Annotated in this window: 17 protein-coding genes and 1 riboswitch; of the genes, 7 read left to right on the top strand and 10 right to left on the bottom strand. The window is 65.4% G+C overall.

Annotated features, from left to right (window positions below; genetic code table 11):
• Positions 1-42: 42 nt before the first annotated feature.
• The 6 genes from ACQ651_RS16630 to ACQ651_RS16655 form a co-directional block, all read right to left on the bottom strand.
• On the bottom strand, positions 43-1,881 hold the full coding sequence (locus ACQ651_RS16630; protein WP_430449894.1) for a TonB-dependent receptor plug domain-containing protein: 1,839 nt from the start codon (positions 1,879-1,881) through the stop codon (positions 43-45).
• Between the two features lie 137 nt (positions 1,882-2,018).
• A riboswitch (cobalamin riboswitch) is annotated at positions 2,019-2,230 on the bottom strand.
• A 63-nt stretch (positions 2,231-2,293) separates the two neighbouring features.
• Positions 2,294-3,211: a metal ABC transporter permease gene (locus tag ACQ651_RS16635; protein WP_430449895.1), complete on the bottom strand. Its 918-nt coding sequence runs from the start codon at positions 3,209-3,211 to the stop codon at positions 2,294-2,296.
• A complete protein-coding gene (locus tag ACQ651_RS16640; protein ID WP_430449896.1) occupies positions 3,208-4,413 on the bottom strand; it encodes a metal ABC transporter permease in 1,206 nt (401 codons plus the stop codon). Before ACQ651_RS16640 ends, ACQ651_RS16635 begins: the two co-directional genes overlap by 4 nt.
• A gap of 4 nt (positions 4,414-4,417) precedes the next feature.
• On the bottom strand, positions 4,418-5,224 hold the full coding sequence (locus tag ACQ651_RS16645; RefSeq protein WP_227286456.1) for a metal ABC transporter ATP-binding protein: 807 nt from the start codon (positions 5,222-5,224) through the stop codon (positions 4,418-4,420).
• A gap of 9 nt (positions 5,225-5,233) precedes the next feature.
• Positions 5,234-6,184 carry a metal ABC transporter solute-binding protein, Zn/Mn family gene (locus ACQ651_RS16650; protein ID WP_227286454.1) on the bottom strand — a complete coding sequence of 317 codons (951 nt, stop codon included), beginning with the start codon at positions 6,182-6,184 and terminating at the stop codon, positions 5,234-5,236.
• Between the two features lie 176 nt (positions 6,185-6,360).
• Positions 6,361-6,795: a MarR family winged helix-turn-helix transcriptional regulator gene (locus ACQ651_RS16655; protein WP_227286452.1), complete on the bottom strand. Its 435-nt coding sequence runs from the start codon at positions 6,793-6,795 to the stop codon at positions 6,361-6,363.
• Positions 6,796-7,082: 287 nt separating this feature from the next.
• Between ACQ651_RS16655 and ACQ651_RS16660 the strand changes: the two genes are divergently transcribed.
• From ACQ651_RS16660 to ACQ651_RS16675, 4 genes are all read left to right on the top strand, one after another.
• Complete coding sequence (locus ACQ651_RS16660) at positions 7,083-8,237, top strand: phosphoserine transaminase (RefSeq protein ID WP_430449897.1); 1,155 nt, start codon at positions 7,083-7,085, stop codon at positions 8,235-8,237.
• A 42-nt stretch (positions 8,238-8,279) separates the two neighbouring features.
• Complete coding sequence (gene serA / locus ACQ651_RS16665; RefSeq protein ID WP_227286449.1) at positions 8,280-9,875, top strand: phosphoglycerate dehydrogenase; 1,596 nt, start codon at positions 8,280-8,282, stop codon at positions 9,873-9,875.
• A 102-nt stretch (positions 9,876-9,977) separates the two neighbouring features.
• A complete protein-coding gene (locus ACQ651_RS16670) occupies positions 9,978-10,412 on the top strand; it encodes a MarR family winged helix-turn-helix transcriptional regulator (protein ID WP_227286447.1) in 435 nt (144 codons plus the stop codon).
• Positions 10,413-10,505: 93 nt separating this feature from the next.
• Complete coding sequence (locus ACQ651_RS16675) at positions 10,506-11,681, top strand: acetyl-CoA C-acyltransferase family protein (protein WP_430449898.1); 1,176 nt, start codon at positions 10,506-10,508, stop codon at positions 11,679-11,681.
• A 148-nt stretch (positions 11,682-11,829) separates the two neighbouring features.
• On the opposite strand, the gene ACQ651_RS16680 is transcribed toward ACQ651_RS16675, so the two are convergent.
• From ACQ651_RS16680 to ACQ651_RS16690, 3 genes are all read right to left on the bottom strand, one after another.
• Positions 11,830-12,279, bottom strand: coding sequence for a hypothetical protein (locus ACQ651_RS16680; RefSeq protein WP_430448011.1), 450 nt, complete (start codon positions 12,277-12,279; stop codon positions 11,830-11,832).
• 331 nt (positions 12,280-12,610) lie between these two features.
• A complete protein-coding gene (gene pbpC, locus ACQ651_RS16685) occupies positions 12,611-14,659 on the bottom strand; it encodes a penicillin-binding protein 1C (RefSeq protein ID WP_430449899.1) in 2,049 nt (682 codons plus the stop codon).
• A complete protein-coding gene (locus ACQ651_RS16690; RefSeq protein ID WP_430449900.1) occupies positions 14,660-20,083 on the bottom strand; it encodes an alpha-2-macroglobulin family protein in 5,424 nt (1,807 codons plus the stop codon). It lies immediately after the preceding gene.
• 148 nt (positions 20,084-20,231) lie between these two features.
• Here ACQ651_RS16690 and ACQ651_RS16695 point away from each other — a divergent pair, with 148 nt between their 5' ends.
• Complete coding sequence (locus ACQ651_RS16695; protein ID WP_430449901.1) at positions 20,232-22,433, top strand: ATP-binding protein; 2,202 nt, start codon at positions 20,232-20,234, stop codon at positions 22,431-22,433.
• Here the strand turns inward: ACQ651_RS16695 and ACQ651_RS16700 are convergent.
• Positions 22,430-23,437, bottom strand: a complete 1,008-nt coding sequence (locus ACQ651_RS16700) for an asparaginase (protein ID WP_430449902.1) — start codon at positions 23,435-23,437, stop codon at positions 22,430-22,432. The genes ACQ651_RS16695 and ACQ651_RS16700 overlap by 4 nt on opposite strands.
• Positions 23,438-23,608: 171 nt before the next feature.
• On the opposite strand from ACQ651_RS16700, the gene ACQ651_RS16705 reads away from it, so the two are divergent.
• Positions 23,609-24,139 (top strand): invasion associated locus B family protein, encoded by a 531-nt coding sequence (locus ACQ651_RS16705; protein WP_430449903.1) that lies wholly within the window; start codon positions 23,609-23,611, stop codon positions 24,137-24,139.
• A 78-nt stretch (positions 24,140-24,217) separates the two neighbouring features.
• The gene (rlmN, locus tag ACQ651_RS16710; protein WP_430449904.1) at positions 24,218-25,402 is read left to right on the top strand and encodes a 23S rRNA (adenine(2503)-C(2))-methyltransferase RlmN; all 1,185 of its coding nucleotides are present in this window, start codon (positions 24,218-24,220) and stop codon (positions 25,400-25,402) included.
• The last annotated feature ends 39 nt before the right edge of the window (positions 25,403-25,441 follow it).

Raw genomic sequence — 25,441 nt, forward strand, 5'->3', positions numbered from 1 at the left:
GCGACCGTCAGGGCCACCGCCAGAAGAGCGCCGGACAGGCGCCTAGAAACGGGACCGCAGGCCAAGATAGACCGCCCTGTCGCTGGTGCCATATCCGCGAATGGCCTGATATTGCTCGTCAAACAGGTTCTCCACGCGCAGATAGACATCCGTCGCCTCGTTCACCCGATATCCGATGCTGGCATTGGCGACCGCGTAGTTTTCCACCGGTGCCGGGTCGACGCGATCATGGACCATCTGAAGGGCGAAATCCGCGCTCCAGCCGGTGCCGAATGTGCCGCTGATCCCGAGCGTGGCGTCGTGATAGGGCACCCGGCGCAGGCGCGTATCGTCGGCGGCGCGCGCGTCGGTATAGGTGTAGTTCCCGAAGACAGAGAGGTTATCGGTCAGCTCGTATTGCCCCGACAGTTCGATCCCGCGGGTAACCGATGTGCCGGGTATCTGAACATAGGCATTCGGCACCGGGAAGACATAGTCGATCAGGTTGTCGATTTCGGTGTAGAAAAGAGTGGCCGTCACGCGGCCACGGCCAAAATCATGCTCCACGCCCAGATCGAAGCTCCGGCTTTCCTCGGGATCCAGATCGGGGTTCGACCCGAATGGCCCGAACAGCTCGTTGAGGGAGGGAGCGCGGAAACCGGTTGCGGCACTGACGCGGACCACCGTGCCCGCCGCCGGGCGCCAGGCCAGCGCGACCCGGCCCGTTACCGCCGATCCGAAAAGCGAGTGATCGTCATAGCGAAGCGCGGCCCCCAGATCGAGATCGGGGGTCAGAGGCATGTTCAGATCCGCATAAATCGCCGTCAGGTCGATATCGCCTGAGGACGAGGTGGAGAATGACGAGGGGCCGACGAAGAACTCCTCCCGCGTCCGGTCCGCGCCGAAGGTCAGTGTGCCATCGTTGCGCAGACCGATCGTGCCCTGATAGCCAAGACCGATGCGCTCGCCGATGAACGGCGTGTTGAAAGAGGCCGGGATATTGAACTGTGCCCGATCCGTTTTCGAGTAGGTCAGCGCGATCTGGTTATCGACGCCGAACGCGTCGAAGGTTGTGAAAAGCCGCGCGCCAAGGCGCTCCTCCTCTGCAAACCGGCCGGCATCGCCGCCTGCCCCACCGCCCGCGTCATATTCATAGGTGGCGGTCTGGAAAAACAGGCTGGCCCCGATGCTCACGCTGTCGGTCAGCTCATACTCCGCCTGAAGGGTTGCCGTGTTCGACTCGAAGCCGTCGGCTTCGGTATTGCCCTGATTTTCATCGGCGGCCGAAAATCCCTCGCTGCCGACATGGCCGTAGCTCAACGCAACCGAGCCGCGGTCGAAGCGGGTGCCGATCCCGATCAGCCCGCTATAGGTTTCGTAGCTGCCCGCCTCAAGCTCGACGGTCACTTCGGTGCCGTTCTCTTCGGGCGGGCTCAGCGTGGTGATGTTGATGACGCCGGCAATCGCCTCGGAGCCGTAGATGGCCGATTGCGACCCATAGAGCACTTCGATCCGGCTGATCCCGGCCGTGGTGATGGAGCCGAGATCGAACTGCGTCTGGGTCGAAGCCGGGTCGGTCATGTCGATCCCGTTGATCAGGACCGGTGTGTAGTAGTTGTTCAGACCACGCACGCGGATCGCGGTTTGCGTCCCCAGCGGCCCGTTGCGGGTGATCGAGATGCCGGGCAGGCGATCAAGCACATCCACAAGCGGGCGGTCACCTTCGGCTTGGAGATCGTCTTCGTCGATGACCTGCACGGAAACGCCGGTGCGGCTGGCCTCGAGGGCCGTCAGGCCGGCGGAGAAGATGATCTCGTTCAGCGTGAACACCGGCGCGTCCTGCGCCAGTGCGGATGTGGTTGTCAGAAGGGTCGCAGCGACGGCGCCCAGTGTCTTGTTCATGATATCCCCCTTTCCGGCCCGATCTGTCGGGTCTCGGTGGTGTCAAGGCTGTCATTGGAAGGGGGATGGCCCCGCCGCAGACGGTGAGAGTGCCACCACGACGGAAAGACCGTTGCCCATGACGCCCTCCGCGCCCGAACAGGGTGATCACCTCGGCAGGTCTCCTGACTTGCGGGTCGATGCTTGGCTGGACCTTCCCAACCCCATGAGGGGGCCAGTGGTTTTTATTCAGCCGCGCTCGCCGCTTACAGTTGCGGGGGCAGTCACGGAGTTGGGGTTTGACGCCCGCACCGTGTTCCCTTTTACCCGGACGACTCGCACCGCCCGGACCGAAGTAGACTGTGCTTACGCTGGGATGCGCCCCCGCTCAAGCCTGAATGCGACCTTTCGGATGCGGTGCGGCCGCGCGGGATCAGGCCATCATGCCGCGGCGGCGTGGCCCGAACAGCGCGGCAAGGGCAAGGATCACGCCCGAGACCGTGGCAATCATGCCCGCGGCGCTGACGGAATCGCTGCCGCCAAGCCAGAGCGGTCCGTAGCCTGCGAAAACATAGCCGAGGATCGCCGAGAGCGTGGCGAAAACCACGCTCCATCCCACCTGCCGGGCGAGATCGTCGGTCATCAGCCGGGCCGCCGCCGGCGGGCAGATGAACATCGCGATGACGATGATCGAGCCCACCGCATCGAAGGCGGCAACGGCGGCGATCGCGGCGATCATCACAAGGGCGATGCCCAGAAGATCGGTGCGCATGCCAAGGACCTGTGCAAAGCCTTCATCGAAGGTGGAGATCTTCAGCGGGCGCCAGAAAACCCAGGTGAAGGCGATGACAAGCGCCAGCACCAGCGCAAGGCGGGGAAGTTCCGGCGGCAGACCGGCCAGCGCCTGCGGGTCGAGCAGGGAGCGCCAGCCCGTCGCCTCAAGCCAGATCAGGCTTTCCAGATTGCCCATCAACGCATGCTCCACATCCAGATGCACCGAAGACGTGTCCGAGCGCTCCAGCAGCAGGACGCCGGCTGCGAACATCGCGGTGAAGACGACACCCATGGCCGCGCCGGTCTCGATGCGGCCCAGACGTCGGATCGCCTCGATCAGGACGACGGAGATCAGCGCCGCACCGGCCGCGCCCAGCATCATCGGCCAGGCGGTGACGGCACCGGTCAGCAGGAAGGCCACCACGATGCCGGGCAGGACGACGTGTGAGATCGCGTCGCCAATCAGCGCCTGCCGGCGCAGGACCAGAAAATTCCCCGGAAGCGCGCAGGCGATGGCGGCGAATATCCCGATCAGGATCGGCGTCAGCGACAAGGGAACGAACTCGGCGTCGGTCATGGGGCGATCTCCCGCGGGGCGGCAATCCGGGTATCCAGATCGCGCAACTGATCCTCGGTCAGGATGGTTTCCAGACCGGTCAACCCGTCGTAGCGGGCCGCCGTGGCCTCATGGGCCTGCAACCCGCGCAGGATCTCCCAGCGTTTTTCATCCAGCAGGGCCTTGGCGGCGCGGGCCTGCCCGTCGCCGGTGGCCACGCCGTCCGGACGGGCCAGACCCTCCCGTTGCAGAAGGCGCAGCGTGTAGCCTTCATAGATCGGCTGCCCCTGAGCCAGCGCCAGAAGGCCCTGCCGAAGATGCACGCGGCGCTGATACTGCCGATGGCGAAGGACCGAGGACAGAACGCCGCGCGCTGGCGAAAACAGAAGCGAAACCGCAAAGAAGGCGAAGGCCACAAGCACGATGATGGGCCCGGTCGGCAAGGCCGGCGCAGAGGCGGAAATGGCGGCCCCGATATAGCCCGATGCTCCGCCCAGAGCGCCCGCGATCAGCCAGACATGTTCGGTGCGTTCGGTCCAGAACCGCGCCGTCACCGGCGGGATGATCAGAAGCGCCACGATCAGGATCAGGCCGACGATCTTGAGGCCGACGACCGTCACCGCGAGGACAAGACCCATGGTGGCAAGGTCGATCCGCGGCACGTTCAGCCCGGAGGCTGCGGCAAAGTCGCTGTCGAAGGCGACAAGCGACATGGGACGGCGCAGCAAAAGCGTAAGCATCAGAACAAGCGCGCCGCCACCGGCGATCAGCACCGCGTCGGAGAAGAGCATGCCCGCGGTGGAGCCCAGAAGAAGCGAGTCGAGCCCGGCCTGCCGCCCGGCGCTCATCCCCTGAATGACGGTCAGCAGAACGATGCCGGCCCCGAAAAACACCGACAGGACCGCGCCGATCGCGGAATCCTCACTCAGCCGGGTGCCTCCGGTCAGCCATTGCACGCAAAGCAGCCCGATCCACGCCGACAGTGCCGACCCGATCAGAAGACCCGGCAGGCTGCGCCCGTCCATGCCCAGCCAGACCATGAAGATGAAGGCCAGACCGATACCGGGCAGGGTGGCGTGGCTGATCGCATCGGACACAAGGGCGCGTTTGCGCAGGAAGAGGAAGGTTCCGGTCGCGCCCGCCGATATGCCAAGCAGCATCGCGCCGATGGCGACCAGCGTGGCGTTGTAGCCAAGCTGGAGGGTCAAAGCCTCGAAAAGCATGATGTCAGCCTGCCTGACTGAGCCGGTCGATCTGTGCCGTTGCCAGCCGCCCGCCATAGGCCGCCTGAAGGCTTTCGGCGGTGAAGGCTTCGGCCACGGTGCCTTCGGCGACCGGGCGGACATTGATCAGGAAGGCGTGGTCGAAATACTGCTCGACCGTTGCCAGGTCATGATGCACGGCAACCACGGTCTTGCCGTCCGCCTTCAGGCTTTTCAGAACGGCGATAATGGCCTTTTCGGTGGCCGCGTCGACGCCGGCAAAGGGCTCGTCCAGCAGATAGAGATCGGCGCCCTGGGCCAGGGCGCGGGCCAGGAACACCCGCTGTTGCTGCCCGCCGGAAAGCTGCCCGATCTGCCGGTCTGCGAAATCCGCCATGCCGACCCGTCGCAGTGCGTCGGTCGCGGTTTTCCGGTGGCTGCTTCGGACCAGCCGCAGCAGGCCCAGCTCGCGGTAGAGCCCCATCAGAACCACGTCGAGTACGGTGGTCGGGAAATCCCAATCGACGCTGGCGCGCTGCGGCACATAGGCGATCCGCGCCCGCTGCGTGTCGAGCGGGCGGCCGAAAACCGTGGTCTGGCCGGACAGCGGGCGAATGATACCCAACGCGGCCTTCAACAGGGTCGATTTCCCCGCGCCGTTCGGCCCGATGATCGCGGTCATCGAGCCGGGCCGGATCGTCATGTCGACGGAAAAGATGGCCGGTTTCTCTCCGTAGGACACGGTCAGCCCCCGTATGGCAAGGGGGCTGGTCGCAATCTCGGCTGCCTCGGGACGAAGCCCGTTTTGGGTTGCCAGATTAAGTGCGGTCATATGGTCCTCTCACATGCCTGCGGATAGCAGGCCATTCATGCCCCGTTCGGGAGCGGTGCCGCCAAGGGCGCGGGCGATCACCGTTACATTGTGGTCGATCATGCCAAGATAGGTGCCTTCATAGCTGCCATCGGGCCCCATCGCGTCGGAATAGAGTTCGCCGCCGATGATCACCTCGTGGCCGCGGGCCGCGGCGCCTTCGATGAGCGCGCGCACATTGCGGTCGGAGACCGAGCTTTCCACGAACACTGCCCCGACATTCCGGTCGACCAGCAGGTCGACGAGATCGGAAATGCGGGCGAGCCCTGCTTCGGATTCGGTCGAGATGCCCTGAATTCCCATCACCTCGAATCCATGGGCGGCGCCGAAATAGTTGAAGGCGTCATGGGCCGTCAGCAAAACGCGAGCGGGTTCCGGCACGCTGGCAAGAACCCGATCCGCATAAGCCGACAGGGCGGCGAGATCTTCCATATGGGCCGCGGCATTGGCCGCGAAGAGATCGGCATTTTCCGGCTGCGCCTCGGTCAGGGCGTTTTGCACCTCGGTCACGACCAGCGCCCAAAGATCCGGGTCCATCCAGACATGGGGGTCGAAGCGGTCTGCATAATCGTCATGGGCAACAAGCACGTCGCGCGGCAGCCCGTCGGCGACGGCCACGACCAGACGTTCCTGACCGAGATCGGCAAAGAAGCTCTCCATCTGCGCTTCGAGGAACAGGCCGTGCCAAAGCACCAGATCGGCCCGTGTCATCGCGACGATGTCGCTGCGGGTCTGTCGGTAGGCATGAGGGTCCACGCCCGGGCCCATCAGCGCGCGCACCTCGACCGCGTCGCCGCCGACGACCCGCGCTGCATCGGCGATCATGCCGGTTGTCGCCACGACGTCCAGCCGATCCTGCGCCATGGCGGGGCCGGTCAGCGCCAGAGTGGTGGCCAATACAATGAGAAGATGTTTCAGCATCGATTCGGAATCCGCATGTTTGAAGGCCGTCAAACTTGATATTGAGACTGACTCGCAAAAAGTCAATGGTTTTGCGAGTCAGTCGCATTCCAAACCCGAAAATACTCCCGGTTGTCGGGGCAATGACAGGCAGGGTCATCTGTTCGGCGCAACGACGGGAAACGGGCGGGCGCGTCCTAGAGCTTGTCGAACAGCCGGGACACGGCCGATTTCAGCCGGGCGCGATCCGCTGGCGGCATATTGTCCAGAAGCTCCGCCTCGGCCATGCGGGCCGCGGCCTGCAGACGGTCGAACTCCCGCATTCCGGCCTCGCTCAACTGCACGATCAGCCGCCGACGGTCCGCCATATCCGGTTTCACCTCGATCAGCTCCAGTTCCTCCAGACGGCGCTGTGCCCGGCTGACGCGGGCCGCGTCCATCGCGGTCAGGATGCAAAGATCGTTCGACGAACAGGGCTGATTGCCGGGCAGCGCCATCACGATCCGCCATTCGGGCAATTGAAGCCCGCTATCGGCCATGATCGTCTGAAACAGCCGGGTAGACACCACGGACATCTGGAAGGGCAGAAAATCACTCAGATTGAAAATCTGAGCCTGTATTGAGTCTCTCACGGGTGGACTCTTCCTATACGTGTGCACGGTCGTCTGTTTCCCGTTTACCGTTAGCGATCCGGGTCAGGCAAGCCAATTCTCTCTACCCCCGGTTGTTCCGCGCCCTTTGCCGGCCGATGCGGGTCTTCACCGGCGCTCCCGGCCGCGACGCGCCGTCGCACGGGCTGTGGCCGTTTTGCGGCGGTTCGCGCGCGCTTTCCGACTTGTGCGGCGCGTGTTCCGGTCGTATCAGCGTCGGTGGGACACCCCTCCCCAACGAGGGGCGCATATCTGTGAGGATACCACCGATGGTTACGAACACCCCGGCCGCGCGGCCGGTCAATCCGCGTTTTTCGTCCGGGCCTTGCGCCAAACCCCCCACATGGTCGCTGGAGAAACTTGCGGATGCCACACTTGGCAGGTCGCATCGCGCCGATATCGGCAAGACCAAGCTGAAAGCAGCGATCGATGGCACGCGCGACCTGCTCGGCGTTCCGGCGGATTACAGGATCGGGATCGTGCCCGCCTCCGACACCGGCGCGTTCGAGCTGGCGATGTGGAACCTGCTGGGCGAACGCCCCGTTCACATGGTCGCGTGGGAAAGCTTTGGCGCGGGCTGGGTCACCGATGCGGTCAAGCAGCTGAAGATCGAGGCCGAGGTTCATACCGCGGATTATGGCCATATCGTCGATATGGCCGCATTAAACTACAATAACGATGTCTGTTTTACATGGAACGGCACCACATCCGGCGTGCGGGTGCCAACCGGGGATGTCATCCCCGCCGACCGGGCCGGCCTGACGCTCTGCGATGCGACCAGCGCCGCTTTCGCGCAGGATCTGCCCTGGGAGAAGCTGGATGCCACCACCTTCTCCTGGCAGAAGGTGATGGGCGGGGAGGCGGCCCATGGCATGCTGATCCTCAGCCCGCGGGCGGTGGAGCGGCTGGAGAGCTACGTGCCGGACTGGCCGCTGCCGAAGATCTTCCGGCTGACCAAGGGCGGCAAACTGATCGACGGCATCTTTTCGGGCGCCACGATCAACACGCCGTCGATGCTGGCCGTCGAAGACTATCTCTTTGCGCTGAACTGGGCGCGTGAAATCGGCGGGCTGCCGGCACTGATGGCGCGTGCCGATGCCAATGCGCAGGCGATCTTCGATTTTGTCGAGGCGACGCCGTGGATCGAAAATCTCGCGGTGGATCCCCGGACGCGGTCGAACACGTCCGTCTGTCTGAAATTCACCGACAGACGGATCACCGACGGGGCGGGTTTTGCCAAAGCCGTGGCCAGGCGGCTGGAGGCGGAAGGTATCGCTCTCGACATCGGGGCCTATCGCGATGCGCCTCCGGGTCTGCGGATCTGGTGCGGCGCGACGATTGAAACGTCGGATATCCGGGCGCTGCTGCCATGGCTCTCCTGGGCGTTCGATGCCGAGATCGCTGCCCGGTCCGAAGCTGCCTGATCCCCTTATTAGACCCTGTTTTTCGACAAAGGAGCGCCTGACATGGCCCCCAAAGTTCTGGTTTCCGACAAGCTGAGCGAAACCGCCGTCCAAATCTTCCGCGACCGCGGGATCGAGGTGACCTTCGATCCGAGCATCGGCAAGGACAAGGAGAAACTGCTTGCCGTGATCGGCGAATATGACGGGCTGGCGATCCGGTCCGCCACCAAGGTGACCGAAAAGATCATCGCCGCGGCAAGCAATCTGAAAGTGGTGGCGCGCGCGGGGATCGGGGTCGACAATGTCGATATTCCCGCAGCGTCCAAGAAGGGGATCATCGTGATGAATACCCCGTTCGGAAACTCCATCACCACCGCCGAACACGCCATTTCGATGATGATGGCCGTGGCGCGGCAAATCCCCGAGGCGAATGCTTCCACCCACGCAGGCAAATGGGAGAAGTCACGGTTCATGGGCGTGGAGCTGACCAACAAGACGCTGGGAGTGATCGGCGCGGGCAATATCGGCTCTATCGTGTGCGACAGAGCCTTGGGGCTGAAGATGAAGGTCGTCGCCTACGATCCGTTCCTCAGCGAGGAGCGGGCCCTGAAAATGGGTGTCGAAAAGGTGGAGCTTGACGCGTTGCTGGCGCGGGCGGATTTCATCACCCTGCATGTGCCGCTCACCGACAAGACCCGGAACATCCTCAGTGCCGCGAACATCGCCAAGCTGAAACCGGGTGTGCGGATCGTGAACTGCGCCCGCGGCGGTCTGGTGGATGAAGAGGCGCTGGCCGTGGCGCTGAAAGCCGGTCGCGTGGCCGGCGCCGCGTTCGACGTATTCGCGGTGGAGCCGGCGACCGACAGCCCGCTCTTCAACCTGCCCAATGTGGTTGTGACCCCGCATCTGGGCGCGGCCACCACCGAGGCGCAGGAGAACGTCGCCCTGCAGGTGGCCGAACAGATGTCCGACTATCTGCTGACCGGCGCCGTCTCAAACGCGCTCAACATGCCGTCCGTCACGGCGGAAGAGGCCGCGGTGATGGGCCCATGGGTGAGGCTTGCCGAAAATCTCGGCGAGTTTGTCGGCCAGTTGACCGACGAGGCGATCCAGCAGATCTCCATCACCTATAACGGGCTGGTCAAGGACATGAATGTCGACGCACTGAACTGTGCCGCGATTGCCGGGATCATGAAGGCCACGAACCCGGATGTGAACATGGTCAGCGCGCCGGTGATCGCCAAGGAACGGGGGGTGGAGATTTCCACCACCACGCAGGACAAGACCGGTGTCTTCGACGGCTACATCCGGTTGCAGATCAAGACGGCGGAACGTCAGCGGTCGATCGCGGGCACCGTCTTTTCCGATGGCAAGCCGCGTTTCATTCAGATCAAGGGCATCAATATCGATGCCGAAGTGGGCGCGCATATGCTTTACACGACCAATGCGGACATGCCGGGCATCATCGGGACATTGGGCCAGACCATGGGCGAGAACGGCGTGAACATCGCGAATTTCACCCTTGGGCGCTCCGGCGCGGGGCAGGATGCCATCGCGCTGCTCTATCTCGACGAACAGCCCCCTGCGGAGGTTCTGGACAAGCTGCGCGCGACGGGCATGTTCCAGCAGGTTCGCCCCTTGCGCTTCACCGCGGCATGATCTCACGGCCCCCCGGGACCCATATCGGGGCGGGGGGCAATCTCTTGAACCGGCGGGCAAACCGCGCCAGTCTGGCTTTGTCGCATTTGCAACGGGTTTCCCATGGCCGAGCAATTCATTCTCGATGACTTCCTGCCCTACAGGATGTCGGTTCTGGCGGGCCGGCTGAGCCGGGAGTATTCGCGCATCTACCAGGAGCGGTTCGGCCTGTCCCGCGCGGAGTGGCGCGTGGTGGCCCATCTCAGTCAGGAAAGCGCCGTGTCCGTGCGGGAAATCCATGCCCGCGTGGATATGGACAAATCCAAGGTAAGCCGGGCCGCGACGCGGCTGGAACAGGCGGGATACATTACCAAACGCACCAGCATTTCGGACCGGCGGCTGGTCGAGCTGGCGCTGACCGGAAAGGGGCATGCGATGATGGCAGAACTGGCCCCCCTTGCGCAGGCTTTTCAGGACGAGCTTCTGACCCGTCTTGGCGCCCATGCGGAAGATTTTCTGCGCGGCGCCGACCGGCTGCTGGAGACATCCGACGGCTGAGCGACATTTCAGCCGCTCTATGGCGCAACGCGCCGGTTTCCTCCGTCGCGGCTGACGGTTAGTTTGGCGTCAGGTCAGATGAGGAGAGATCACATGAACGACATTGTCATCCTGTCGGGTGCGCGCACCGCGATCGGCACGTTCGGCGGTTCCTTGGCCGGAACGCCGCCGATCGATCTGGGTGCGACGGTGGCCAGGGCCGCGCTGGAACGGGCGGGTGTCGAAGGGGGCCAGATCGGCCATGTCGCCTATGGCCATGTGATCAACACCGAACCGCGCGACATGTATCTGTCCCGCGTGGCGGCGATGGAGGCCGGAGTGCCCGATACCACGCCGGCGATGAACGTGAACCGGCTCTGCGGCTCCGGCGCGCAGGCGATTGTCTCTGTCGTGCAGTCCCTGCTGCTGGGGGATGCGGATTTCGGTCTGGCGGGCGGTGCCGAAAGCATGAGCCGATCGCCCTATATCCTGCCGCAGGCCCGCTGGGGACAGAAAATGGGCGATGCGGGCGCGTCGGACATGATGCTGGGCGCGCTCAATTGTCCGTTCGGTACCGGCCATATGGGTGTGACCGCCGAAAATGTGGCTGCGGAGCATGATATCAGCCGCGCCGCGCAGGATGCCTTTGCGCTGGAAAGCCAGACCCGCGCGGCAAAAGCCATCGAAGCCGGCTATTTCAGGGATCAGATCGTGCCGGTGCAGGTCCGGATCAAACGCGACATGGTCGATTTCGACACGGACGAGCATCCCAAGGCCACCACGCCCGAGGCGCTGGCGGGGCTGCGCACCGTGTTCCGGAAAGACGGCACCGTAACCGCGGGCAACGCCAGCGGCATCAATGACGGGGCCGGGGCGCTTGTTCTGGCCCGGGCCGAGGCCGCCGAGGCCGCCGGTCTGAAGCCCTGCGCGCGGATCCTTGGTTATGCGCATGCGGGCGTCCGGCCGGAGGTCATGGGCATCGGCCCGGTGCCTGCGGTGGAAAACCTTCTGGCCAGAACCGGATTGTCGGTCACGGATTTCGACGTGATCGAATCGAACGAGGCCTTTGCGGCGCAGGCGCTGGCGGTCAACAAGGGTCTTGGGCTGGACCCCGCCAGGGTGAACCCCAATGGCGGCGCGATTGCGCTGGGTCACCCGGTGGGCGCCACCGGTGCGATCATCGCGGTGAAGGCGCTTTACGAACTGGAACGGATCGGTGGCTCCAGGGCGCTGATCACCATGTGCATCGGTGGCGGGCAGGGCATCGCATTGGCCATCGAACGTCTCTGACGGATCCCCGGCCACACCTTTACGGCTTTGGCATGCGCAAACGGCCCCCGGGGTGGATACCCGCGGGGGCCGTTTCTCGGCGGTCGGGGTACGGCGGCGGGGGGAGGGAGAGGCCCCCGGCCGCGCGCGCCCGCTTCCGCCTTTGCGATCACTCGTTCTCGCTGTCGGTGAACCCCACCAGCGCGCGGGCGATGGCCACATGCTCGGGCTCCCCGAAGCTCTGGGTGGAGACCTGCTCGTCACCGCCGTTCAGCAGGAAGGCGACATGGCTGTGGTCGTCGTTTTCCAGCGCGTCGCGCAGCTGGATCAGTTCGGCCAAGGTGTAGTCGCCGGCATCGACGCCGAGGGAAGCGGCCAGCTGCGCATTCGCGAAGGCCGGGGCGGCGAAGCTCTGGGTGGAAATCGTCTCGGAGCCGCCGTTCAGCAGGAAGGCGACATGGCTGTGATCGTCGTTTTCCAGCGCGCTGCGCAGCTGGATCAGCTCGGCCACGGTGTAGTCGCCGGCGTCGACGCCGAGGGAAGCGGCCAGTTGGTCATTCGCGAAGGCCGGGGCGGCGAGCGACAGGGCGAGGGCGGTGGTGAGGGCGATGCGTGTCATTGAAATGGTCCTTTCAGGGATCTGGGTCATGTGTGTTTCGGTTTCTGTGCGGGGCGCTGTCTTGCGTCCGATGAGATGAAGTTATGGGGTGCGGCCCTGTGTTTCACCCCACAAACCCGTGAAAAACACATGATATCGGTGCGCAAACGCACAGACACATCTGCACCATCCGCCGGCCCGTCACGCGCCCTCGCGCCCTCGTGACCCGCCGCAACATCCCTCACGAAAACAGAGACTTGCCCTCGCAACCCCGTGACAATCGCAACGCTCGCAAGCCCCGCGCGTGCCCGGGGGGCAGCCAGACGCGAATCGGGCGGCCGATCAAACGGCGTCAGGGGGCGATTTCGATGAAGCCGCGTTCGGCCCGGCCCGTGGCATCGATCACCGTCAGTTCGGCAAACCCGGGCGCGGCCATGCCAAGATCGACCTGCCGGTCGAAGACACCGGTCGCCACGGGCCGCCCGTTCCAGAGCCATGTGAAGGGGGGCCGGCCCCGATCGACCCGCGCCAGAAGCGGCAGACCGGGCGTGGCCGCAAGGATTGCACCGTCGGGTGGAAAGACGATCACCGGAGCCTCCGCATCCCGTGCCCCGGCGGTTTCCGGCTGAAACCGGCGGAGCGGCGGCGGCAATTGCATATGCGGGACAGTCAGGGCTCCCAATGGCGGTGCTGCAAGCGGGGCCAGATCGAGACCAAGCCGGGCGAAGGCCTCGAACAGCAGTGGCGCCGCCAGATCGGCCCCGAAGGCACCGGGTACGGAGGCGCCGTCGGCCCGGCCCAGCCAGACACCGACCACATGGCGCCCGTCAAAGCCGAAGGCCCATGCATCGCGGTGGCCATAGCTTGTCCCGGTCTTGTAGGCCAACCCGTTGCGCGGCGCATTGGGCGGCGGCACCACGCCGGACAGGATATCGCTCAGATACCACGCGGCGGTAGATGACAGGACGCGGCTGCGTGTGCCTGCGTCATCGCTCTCGCGGATGCGCGGCGGCATCGTCTCTCCACCCCGGGCGATCATCGCATAAAGCCGCATCAGGTCTTCCATGCTTGTCCCGATCCCGCCCAGCCCGATGGCAAGGCCCGGCTCCCCCCGGGGCAGTTCGGCCCGCATCCCGATGCGGCGCATGCGGGTCAGCATCTCGGCCGGGCCGATCTGGTCCAGCAGGCTGACCACCGGGGTGTTGAGCGAGGCCTGCAGCGCGTGGCGCACGCTCAACTCGCCGCGAAAGACGTTGTCGAAGTTTTGCGGCGCGTAACTTCCGAAGCGGACCGGCCGATCATCGACCAGAGTTTCGGGGTGGATGAGGCCCGCTTCGAATCCCAGACCGTAGACAAGGGGTTTCAGGGCGGATCCCGGCGAGCGCAGTGCGCGGGTCATGTCGACAAAACCCCGGCGCATGTCGTCGGTGTAATCCGCGGCCCCGACCGTGGCGCGCATCTCCCCGGTCCGATGGTCCAGCACCATGATCGCGGCAGTCAGCCTGCGGTCGCGCCCCTCGACGGCTTGTGCGGCCAGAACCTCCATCTGCGCCTGCAGGCCGCGATCCAGTGTCAGCGCGTGGCGTGTCGCGGTCGGCCGGTCGGCCAGCACCCGGTCGGCCAGATGGGGTGCCAGCGCCGGAAAGCCGCGCCGTTCATCCGGAATGGGCGCCCGGCGGGCCCAGGCGATTTCGGCCTCAGCGACACCGCCGAAGCGGATTGCCCGGTCCAGCACCCGGTCACGCGCCAGCCGCGCGGCCTCCGGGAACCGGTCGGGCCGGCGGCTGCCGGGTGCCTGCGGAAGCGCGACAAGCAGGGCAGATTGGGCGGCCGTCAGCCGCCGCGGCTCGGTTCCGAACCATGTCAGGCTGGCGGCGCGGAGACCTTCGACATTGCCGCCATAGGGCGCCAGATGGAGATAGAGCGTCAGGATCTCCTCCTTGCTCAGCACCCGCTCCATTGCCAGCGCAACGCGTATCTGCCGCAGTTTCCCGCGCCACGCGCCCGTGCCGCTGTCTTCCAGCAGCCGCGCGACCTGCATCGTCAGCGTGGAGCCGCCCGAGACGATCTGCCCATGCCGCAGCGCCTGCCAGGCCGCCCGCGCAAAGGCGCGCGGATCCACGCCCGGATGGGTCCAGAACCGCCGATCCTCGTAGGTGATCAGCATATCGATGAAGCCCGGGTCCACTTCGGCCAAGCGGACGGGCAGGCGCCACCGCCCATCCTCGACCGTATAGGCGCGCAGAAGGTCGCCGTTCCGGTCCACGACCTCGACGCCCGTAACCGGAACCAGCGGCGGAAGCTCCGTCGCGTCGATCCAGGCGTTCAGCCGCACCACCCCGCCGCCAACAAAGACAAGCGTCAGCGCCAGGGCGATCAGCGGGCCACGCCAGCGCCGCATCTATTCGGTCACCACCAACCGGCCCGATACGGTCTGCGCGCGGTATTGCGGGCGGTACATATCCTCGACACTCGCGGCCGGATGATGGAATTCGCCGGGGGTGACCGCGCGAACGATATATCCCAGACGGAAGCTGCGATCGGTGCGCCAGTCGACGGCGGCCATGAAGCGATCCTGCCGGAATTCCGTGTGGGTCGCCACATCGTCCAGTTCGAACCCGTCGAGCGCGCGGATATCGCCACCGCGCAGAAGATTCGGGTTGTCGATCTCGAACCCGGCCGGAAGCGGGTCATTGATCATCAGACGCGCTTCGCGCCCGTCGAAGGGCGTAACCGTCAGCAGCGCCACCAACCGCGTGCCGACCGGAACCTGCGCCGGATCGGCAGGCTGGCCCTCCAGCGTCACGTAGCCCCGGCTGATGCGATAGCCGTTGCCGAAGGCCTCGGTCGCGCCGGCGGGCACACCGAACCGGGTCAGGGTCAGGGCCTCGGGCGTGGTGCCCGTATTGGTGATCCGGCGGTCGGTCGTGTCGCCGGCGCGCAGCACCTCCACCAGCGGGCCGGATATCGGTTGACCGTCGAGTTCAAGGCCCGTCACGGGATCCGCATCGATCAGCGCATGGGCGGCCAGAAGGCTCCACACCGCCTCCTGTGTCGATACCTGCCGGCCCGGTGGGGCCAGCGCCTGCGCCAGATCGGAGATGGGAACCGCATCGGACCCGGCCTGCACCGCCAGCGTCAGCAGCCCGGCCGCATCCCGCCGGTTGGTGCCGTAATCGCTGCGCCAGACCGTGGCTTCGGGGGCGTCCAGCCTGTCCTGCAGAATGGCGTATCCGGCGCGGAACATCGCATCGGCCCGCGGTTGGTCGCCATACATCGCCAGCGCGGCCCCCAACTGGCCAAGCGCAAGAGGGCTGCCGAACGCCGTCGCCTTGACATCGGCATAGTACCGCAGGTCGCCCATGGATGCCGTGCCCTCGCGGGCCAGTACCATCAGCGCATAGGCCAGATCTTCGCCGCCATTCTCGAAATCGGGATAGAAGGAGATCTCGTTGCGCAGATTGTCGAGGGCCCGACCGAAGGCCAGATCCGGCACCTGATATCCCTGCCCGCGGGCGCGGGACAGGAAATCGGTCACATAGGCGTCCAGCCACAGATCGCCGGAGTACGCGCCCCAAAGGCCGAAGCCGCCATTGCTGGCCTGATTGACCAGCACATCGCTGATGGCCGCGTTGATCCGGCGATCCAGATCCTCCGCCGTGGTCAGCTCCATGGTTTGGGCGACCGAGGACAGGTAGAGAAGCGGCATCGCCTGACTGGTGACCTGTTCGGTGCAGCCATAAGGGTAGCGGTCAAGCATCTGCAGCAGCCCCGGCGCATCGAACCGCGACAGTGGCCCGGCGGAAAGCGTGGCCCGGCCCGATCCGGGGCGGAAGCCGGTGAAGGCGGCGCTATCCAGTGTGAACGTGTCGCCGGGGTTCAGCGTGACGAGACTCGTTTCGGCGACCTCGGGGTCGTTGATCTGCACCGGCAGGGCCAGCGGCTTGGCAAGAACGGTCCCGTCCGGCAGTCTCAGCGAGACCGAGATTTCCTGCACTCCGGGTCTGTCGCCGGCCGTGATCGGAACCGAAAGGCGGCTGGTCTCTCCCGCGCCGAGATTGACGCTGAAGGGCATCAGCCCGACATCGACGCCCTGGGTGGAGGTCAGGCTCAGCCGCATCTCGCCGGTCGGGCCGGTGGCATGGGTGATCTCCAGCAGAAGCCGCGCCGTGTCGCCCGGTGACAGGAAGCGCGGCAGGCTGGCGGTGACCACCACCGGATCGCGGATCAGCACATCCGCTTCGGCCTGGCCGACACCGGTGCCGGACCACGCCACGGCCATCACGCGCACCGTGCCATTGAAGGAGGGTATGTCGAAGCTGGCGCGGGCCAGCCCGTCCGGCCCCACGGTGAGCGGGCCGGAGTGAAATGCCACCAGCGCCTCGGTCGGCGGCGGCGCCTGCATCCTCATGCCAGCGCTTTCGTCGCCACCCGGGCGCACACGCCCTTCGGCCCCGCTGCGGCTGTCGATCAGGCGGCCATAGACATCGCGAAGCGCCATGCCCAGCCTGTGCTGGCCGAAGTAATGGGCCTGCGGGTCCGGGCTGTCGAAGCCGGTCAGGTTCAGGATGCCCAGATCGACGGCGGCGATCGAGGCGTAAACCGTGTCGCCCGGCGCGGCGTTGCCGACGCGAAGCGCGACCTCCAGCGGGCCGCGCGGCATCGTCTCCGCCGGCGCCTCCAATGTCACATCCAGCGCACGGTCGCCCGGATCGATCGCGGCATGCGCCAGACCGAGCGCCCGGGCCGGGGTCTGGGCGTCGATATCGGCCACGGGCCGCAACAGGGTTGCCGAGACATAGGCGCCGCTGCCCCAGTCATCGGTGACCGGCAAGGCGATCGCCACCGGCTCATCGCCCAGTTCGACGATCTGCATGTCGATCAACCGGTTCGACATCACCCGGATCAGGGCGGTGCCTCCCTGCCGGGGGACAATCCGAAGCTGCGCGGTTTCCCCGGGGCTGTAGGTCTCCGCGTCCAGCGACATGTCCAGCACGTCCGGCGTGCCGCCGGCATCGGCGGGCGCATACCAGCCGGCATCGAACCCGACCGAGGTGATGCCATAGGCGCCGGATGCGGTCTCCACCCGCAACTCGAACGCGCCCCATTCGACGGCCTGACCGATCCGCACCGGATCGGAGCCAAGCGTGGCCTGGCCATTGGCGATCCGGGTGCGGGTCGTGACCGGCTCCCAGTTCCACGCGCCGTTCTGCGAGTACCACTGATAGCGCCGCTCGACACGGTTGAGGGTCCAGTCCACGGGTACTGCGCCATCGGCATTCACCGCGATCAGATCGAACTGCGCCTCCGCACCTTCGGCGAGCGTGCCGTCGAAAAGCGGCCTGATGCCGATGAGCGTGCCCTCGGGCTCCACCGCCCGGGTGATCTGGCGCTCGACCGGGCGGCCCGATCCTTCCGAGACGCGGACCGTGACGGTCAGGTCCCGCGGATGCGGCGGACCGGAGGTTGCCGGCAGATCGAGGGTCAGCGTGGCGCGCCCGTCATCGGCGGTGACAATGCCGCCGGGGATGTTCCCGAAGGCGGGCTGAGGCGGCTGGTCGTGACGCCCGAAACGATATCCGGGCCAGTCCTCCAGCGTTTCCCGCGGGCGCAGCACCAGCGTCCCTTCGACCGGGAGATCGCCGGCGGGGGCGCCAAACAGATAATCCGCCTCAAGGTCGAGCTGCGGTCTCTGACCAGGGCGGATCGGTCCCTCGGGCAGGTTCAGCGCCACGGCGATGCGCTCGGGCAGAAAATCCTCGACCAGCAGGGTCCGGCTCGCAAGCGGCGGCGCCTCGGGGTCCGCATGGACGGCCAGCCGCCACGTGCCGCGGGGGATGTTGGTGCCAAGCGGCAGCGTGAACACGAAGCCCCCTGCCCCGCTTTCGCGCAGCAGGGTCCGGGTGTATTCCACTCCATCCGCGCGGATCAGAATCGCGGTCAGCGGCAGGCCGGTGATCGCCTCGGCCCGGCCGTCGCGCGCCAGCGCCGTGGCGTGAATGACCTCGCCCGCGCGGTAGGCGCCGCGATCGGTGGTCAGAAACAGATCGATCGCACTGGCGGCCTCGCGCCCCTCCACCCCGCGATCGGAAAGATCGAACTCCGCGTCGCGCAGGGACAGAAAGGCATAATCATCCGTGTCGGTCACGGCCACCATGGCGGGCGCAGCCCCGGCGCGCCCAAGGACGAGCCCCGCATCGAACAGCGCGTAGCCCTCTGCGTCCGTCACGGCCTCGCCCAGCACGCGATTGGATTCCGAGATCAGGCTGACGGTCAGGCCCGGGCGGGCGGCGGCATCGGACAGCCCGCGCACGACGACATGGATACCATCGGCACCGCTCATGGTGGACAGCCCCAGATCGCTGACCAGAAACCACTGGGTGGCGGCCATCGTATCCCGCGCGGCCTGATTGGCGGCACGCGCCTCCAGCGCATAGATCCCCGGGCCCAGATCGGTCAGCACGTCGCCCATCGGCAGCCGGGTCGTGACATCGCGGTTCAGCTCCTGCGCCACCTCGCCGGTTCCGGTCCAGACCTCTTCGGCCAGTTCGGTGGTGAAGCGGTTGATCTCCCACTCGTTCAGGGGCCGCCCGAAATAGGTCTCCTGCAAGCTGCGGACAAGGTTGCGGTCCGACACGCGGAACAGCCGCAGCGTCACCTCGTCGGTATTGACGGCGACGACCGGGATTGCAGCGGCCTCGCTGCGCGGCAGGATATAGGCGCGACCGGGAAAGCGGACAGACGGGCTTCGATCCTGCACGTATTGCCGGATCGTGACCGGTGCCTGCAACACCTCACCAGAAGCCGCAGGCAGACCCGTGCGCAACGTGAACTCGTATCTCTGGCCATGGGTGACACCCGAGATGCAAAGCTGGCGATCCTCTCCCTCGACGCTCAGCCCTGAAACCGCGGATTGCAGGAAATCGCCATAGGCGACACCACCGGATTCGAGCTCTTCGGAGAAGATTACGCAGATCCGGGGCATCGCCGCCTCGTTGTCGACCCGGGTTTCCACCACGCGGAACCCGAAAAGCCTGACGGCCCTGTCGAGCGCACCCGACAGGTCAGCGCGCGGGGCCTGCGCCAGTGCCAGGCGCAGGGCCGGGATCGTGTCGCGCCCCCGCCCCTGCCGTTCCAGCGTCTGCGCGAGGATGTCGAGCGCATCGGCCAGAACCGGCCCGTCGGGCGCGCGCAGCGCCGCATTGGTCGCGGCGGCGAAGGCGCGGCTCTCCAGCTGGTACCGGGGCTGCCCGTTGATACCGCTGAGTGCGAGAAGATGGCGGGCATATTCAGCCCAGAGCGCGGGCGCATCGCTGCGGGTGAGTGCCGCCCCGGTCAGGCGGATCGCTCCTTCCAGGTCGCCGCGGGTCGCGGCGTCGCGGGCGGCATCGGCCAGTTGCTGCACACTCCAGGTGCCTGCCGGGTGCTCGCCGGCCAATCCCTCCGCCTGCCGGCGCGCGCTCGACAGATCGCCGGAGCGCAGGAATGACAGGGTTGCGATGCGGTCGTCCAGCCGTTCCAGAACGCCGGGATCGGTGGCGTAGACCTCTGCGGAGATGGCCCCATCGTAGGGGTTCTGGGCAAGAACACCGGATTTCGGGAAACAGGCGTCGGAGCGCTGGTTGAACGTGAAGGCCCGGCAATCGGGGTCCGCCAGACAGGCGGCGGAACAGGCTTCGAATGTCGTGTCGAAAAGGGGCCGCAAATCGCCGCCGGGAAAATCCACATCGCGGGTGATGGCGATGAACCGGTCCGGAATCGCATCCTGGGCAAATGCGGGCAGCGCAACGAGCAGCCAGGTCAGCAGCGCAAAAATCGGGCGCATGGCAGTCTCCTGAAAATGATCAAATAATGGGCCAATCGTGCCACGCTTTTCAGGGATCTGTCCACGATTTCCCGTGCCGCGTTAAACCAATGTTCAGACGGTTCGGGGAACATCGCGACAAAGTGATGTGTCGGGACATAGGGAAATCATGGGCAGCGCCGGTATCGATGACCGTTTGGCGCAGGAGCGCCGCTTGCGTCTGGCCGCCGAGCGGCTTCTGGTTCAGAAATCCGACGAGCTGTATTCCGCGAACAAGAAGCTTGCGGAACATACAAATGCGCTGAGTTATCAGGTCATTGAACAGCGGGAGGAAAATGCCGAGCTGATCGGGCAGACCACGCAGGTGAAGGCCCAGCTTGAGGTGGCCACCGAAAAGGCGGTGATGGCCGAGCGCCGGTTGTGGGACTCGCTGGAGGCTATCGATGACGGGTTCGCCATTTTCGACAGCGATTGGCGGATGATCGCCGCCAACCCCGCTTTCATCGCCGTGTTCGACAATATCGCCGATATCGGCCCGGGGGCCAGCTACGAGGCGGTGCTTCGCATCGCCGTGGAAGAAGGCATCGTCGATCTGGAAGGGGTCGGACCCGAAGACTGGATCGATGACATGATCGCCAGATGGGAAAGCGAGACGATTCCCGAAAAGACCCTGAAGCTCTGGAACGGCGCTTACATCCGCCTGCATGACGAACGCACCGGCGAAGGCGATGTGGTGTCGCTGGCAATCGACATCACCGAAACGGCCCGCCGGGAGCAGGAACTGCGCAAGGCCCGCGATCAGGCGGAGGCCGCGAACCGCGCCAAATCCGCCTTCCTTGCCAATATGAGCCATGAGATCCGCACCCCGATGAACGGCGTGGTCGGCATGGCCGATCTGCTGCGCGACACCGAGCTGACCAAGGAACAGCGCCTCTACATCGACACGATCAAGAGCTCGGGCGAGGCATTGCTGGTCATCATAAATGACGTGCTGGATTATTCGAAGATCGAGGCCGACAAGATCACGCTGCATCCCGAGCCTTTCGATCTGCAGGAAATGATCCACGAAATCTTCCGATTGTTGCGCCCGGGCATCCAGGGCCGCGATCTGACGCTCCGGGTCGATTACGACATGTTCATGCCCGAAAGGGTGGTGGCGGATCGGGGGCGCATCCGCCAGATCCTGACCAATCTGATCGGCAATGCTGTGAAGTTCACGCCTGAGGGCTATGTTCTTGTCCGCGTCGTGGGCGAAGGCCGGAATGACGGCCATGTCACCTTTCGGATGGTGGTGGAGGATACGGGCATCGGCATCCCCGCCGAGATGCAGGCCCATGTCTTCGGGCAGTTCAATCAGGTCGAGGATCAGGCAAACCGGAAATTCGAAGGCACCGGGCTTGGGCTGTCGATCACGCGCCGTCTGATCCGCATGATGGGGGGGGAGATGTGGCTGGAAAGCGAACCCGATGTCGGCTCCGCCTTCGGGTTCCGGTTGTGTCTGCCGGTGCCCGAGGATGAAGATGACAGGCCGGTGCCGCCCCTGCCCGCCGCATCGCGGGCATTGGCGATCTGGGAAGATGACGGCACCGATGCCGCCGGTCTGGCCGAGCGTCTGGGCCGCCTCGACGCGCGGGTCTCGGTCCTACGCGGGTCGGACAGGCCGCCCGCGGATCTGGCGTTGCTCATCCTGCTCACGGACCGGACGGAAGAACAGACCGGCGCGGCGATCCGGGAGCTGCGTCAGGGGGGCTATGCGGGGCCCATCGCCCTGGCCGGGCCGAACATCGCCGAAGCCCTGCAGTATCCGGCCATTCCGCTGGCCGCATCGCGGGCATCGCTGCGCGATGCCGTGATGGCCGCAGCCCTTGGGCGGGAGACGGAGACCCTTTCCACCGGCTCGGACGCGCAGACTGACCCGGCATCGCCCGCCCCCGCTGTACCGCCTCCGCAGCCGCGCGTTCTGCGCCTGCTGGCCGCCGAGGACAACAAGACCAACCAGTTGGTCTTTCGCAAGATGATCAAATCCCTCACGCTTGATCTGTGCATGGTCGGTAACGGGCGCGAGGCGCTGGATGCCTATGTCGCGCATCCGCCCGATCTGGTCTTCACCGACATTTCCATGCCCGAGATGGACGGGCTGGAGGCCGCCAGGGAAATCCGCGCGTTCGAAGCCCGCCACGACCTGCCCCGCGTGCCGATCGTTGCGATGACGGCCCACGCCATGGACGGAGACGAGAAACGCATTTTCGAGGCGGGGATCGATCACTATCTGACCAAGCCCCTCAAGAAGGATGCAATTCTGGACCGAATCGTCGCACTTGCACCCGCCGACCTGGATCTGGGCCCGGATGCGCCCGAAAGGGCGGGTTAAAGGCGCCAGCCGGCCAGACTGTCGCTGATCCGATAGGCGCCCGTTTCGATCCCGCAGCGATTGAGGATCGGGCCGTGGCGATACCGGATCGCGGCGGGGTGATCCGCTTCCAGAACGCCCGCACCGATCAGAAGCTGGGTGATCACGGCCTCGGCCCCGCGTGTCGTGCCGTCTTCGATCTTGACGGCGATCCCGAGTTTCTGCTCCGTCAGGATGCCGACAAACACCGCTTCGGCCCCGGTCTTGATCGACGCGCGCCCGTTCATCGCGCGCATCAGAATGGTACTGGCGCGACCTTCCCCCGCCACCAGATGCGGATATGCCGCCATGGCGCGCGTCAGCCGGAATTGTGCCTGGTCGCGCGCGCCGCCGTCGCCCGTGGCAGCGGCAAAGCCCGCCATGGCCCGCGCCAGCCCCGTCATCGTGCAGGCGAAATTCGGGGCCGAACACCCGTCTATCCCATGGCCGGGGCTGTCCTCCCCGGTGACCTCTTCGAATGCGGCTTTCACGGCGCGCTGAACCGGGTGGTCCGTGTCCACGTATTCCGGCCCTGCTCCCAGATGCCTGCCAAGGGTCAGAAAGCCGGAATGCTTTCCGGAGCAATTATTGTGACTCTGCCCCGGCTCCCTGTATCCACGGATCAATTCGTTGCGCGCATCCCGGTCATTCGGCATCTGTGGCCCGCAGCGAAGTGCCTCTTCGGACAAGCCGAGATCGGCAAGCCATGCCGCCACCATATCCGTGTGAACATGCGCCCCCTGATGAGATGCGCAGGCCAGGGCCAGTTGCGCATCGGTCAGGCCGTAGGCCTCGGCCGCACCGCTTTCGACAAGCGGCAGAGCCTGCACCATCTTGCAGGAGGACCGCGGCAGGATCACGGCGTCCGGGTCGCCCCAGGCGGCGACGATATCGCCGCCCGCGTCCCAGATCACCGCATGCCCCCGGTGCAGGCTCTCGCGGAAAGGGCCGCGCCAGACCTCGACCAGTGGCTCCGTATTCTTCATTCTTCCGTTCCCGTTCACATCCCGGCGAATTTCTGCCGCCGGGGCTTTCCCATGCCTTGAAAATCAGGTTAGTCTGCAGCAGCAGAAAGTGAAATGTCCGTTCCGCTTACCAGAGATAAAAAACCGCCGGATCGGGCCAGAGGCAGAGTAAGGCTGGAGGCAGTAGGGAAGATGAAACACTGGGTGTTGGGTGCGCTTGCCGCGACGGCGCTGTCCCTGTCGGCAAACGGGATATGGGCGCAGGATCAATCGTCGAACCGGGTGAATGCCGAGACGGACTGGAGCGTCTTCGTCGAAGACGATCCCACGCAATGCTGGGTCGTTTCGACGCCGCGCGAAACCGTCAACACGCGCGATGGCCGCGTGGTCGCCGTCCGGCGCGGTGAGATCCTGATGTTCGTTAGCTATTGGCCCGCCGAAGAGAAGCGCGGCGAGGTTTCCTTTACCGGCGGCTATCCGTTTGCACCGGGCTCCACCGTCACGATGGCGATCGGATCGACCACGTTCGAGTTGTTCACCGATGGTGAAATGGCCTGGGCCGCATCGGAACAGGATGACCAGCGCATCGTGACCGCGATGAAACGCGGGGCCGAGGCGATTCTGACGGCGCGGTCCGCCCGCGGGACGCAAACGCAGGATACGTTCTCGCTTCTGGGCTTCACGGCGGCGGTCGAAGATGCCGAGGCGCGCTGCGGCGGCTAGACCGGTCGGGCCTGTTGGGGTTTGCGTTGCGGCGCGCGGGGCAATATGTGATCCGCCTGACCCCAAAGGATTGAGCCGATGACCGCCAGCGCTCCCGTCACGCAGGACGTTCTGACCATCCCGCGCAAACTGCCCGACGGGCCCATAAATCTTGTGGGTCTGACGCGGGACCAGATGCGCGCGATCCTGATCGCCCACGGTACGCCCGAAAAACAGGCGCGGATGCGTATCGGCCAGATCTGGCAGTGGATCTATCAGAAGGGCATCCGCGAGTTCGACGCGATGACCAATCTCAGCAAGGCCTACCGGGCTGAGCTGGCCGAGACATTCGTGATCGCCCTGCCCGAGGTCGTCTCCCGTCAGGTTTCGGCCGACGGTACGCGCAAATACCTTGTCCGGATCGCCGGCGGTCATGAGGTGGAGGTTGTCTATATCCCGGAGGAGGATCGCGGCACCTTGTGCATCTCTTCTCAGGTGGGCTGCACGCTGACCTGTTCGTTCTGCCATACCGGCACGCAGAAGCTGGTCCGCAACCTGACGGCGGGCGAAATCGTGGGACAGGTCATGCTGGCGCGGGACGATCTGGGCGAATGGCCGGAACCGGGTGAGGGCTCGGATGCGCGGCCGCGCCTGCTGTCGAATGTCGTGCTGATGGGGATGGGCGAGCCACTTTACAACTTCGATGCCGTCCGCGACGCCATGAAGATCACGATGGACCCGGAAGGGATTTCGCTCAGCCGTCGCCGCATCACGCTCTCGACCTCCGGCGTCGTGCCGGAAATCGCGCGCACGGCCGAGGAGATCGGCTGCATGCTGGCCGTGAGCTTTCACGCGACGACGGACGAGGTGCGCGACAAGCTGGTTCCGATCAACAAGAAATGGCCGATTGCCGAGCTACTGGAGGCGTTGCGCGCCTATCCCAAGGCGTCGAACAGCGAACGGATCACCTTTGAATACGTGATGCTGAAGGGCGTGAATGACAGCGATCAGGATGCGCGCCGGCTGGTCGATCTGATCAGGGGGATACCGGCCAAGATCAACCTCATTCCGTTCAATGAATGGCCCGGCGCGCCCTATGAACGATCCGACTGGGAGCGAATCGAGAGATTTGCCGACATCGTCTACAAGGCGGGCTATGCCAGCCCGATCCGCACCCCCCGGGGCGAAGATATCATGGCGGCCTGCGGTCAGTTGAAATCGGCCACCGAACGGGCCCGGAAGTCGCGCGCCCAGATCGCGGCGGAAACGGGTCAGTCGGTTTAAGCTTACCGGATCGGGACCCCCAAAAGAAAAAGGCGGCCC

Source organism: Rhodophyticola sp. (assembly GCF_965284195.1).
Lineage (GTDB): Bacteria > Pseudomonadota > Alphaproteobacteria > Rhodobacterales > Rhodobacteraceae > Rhodophyticola.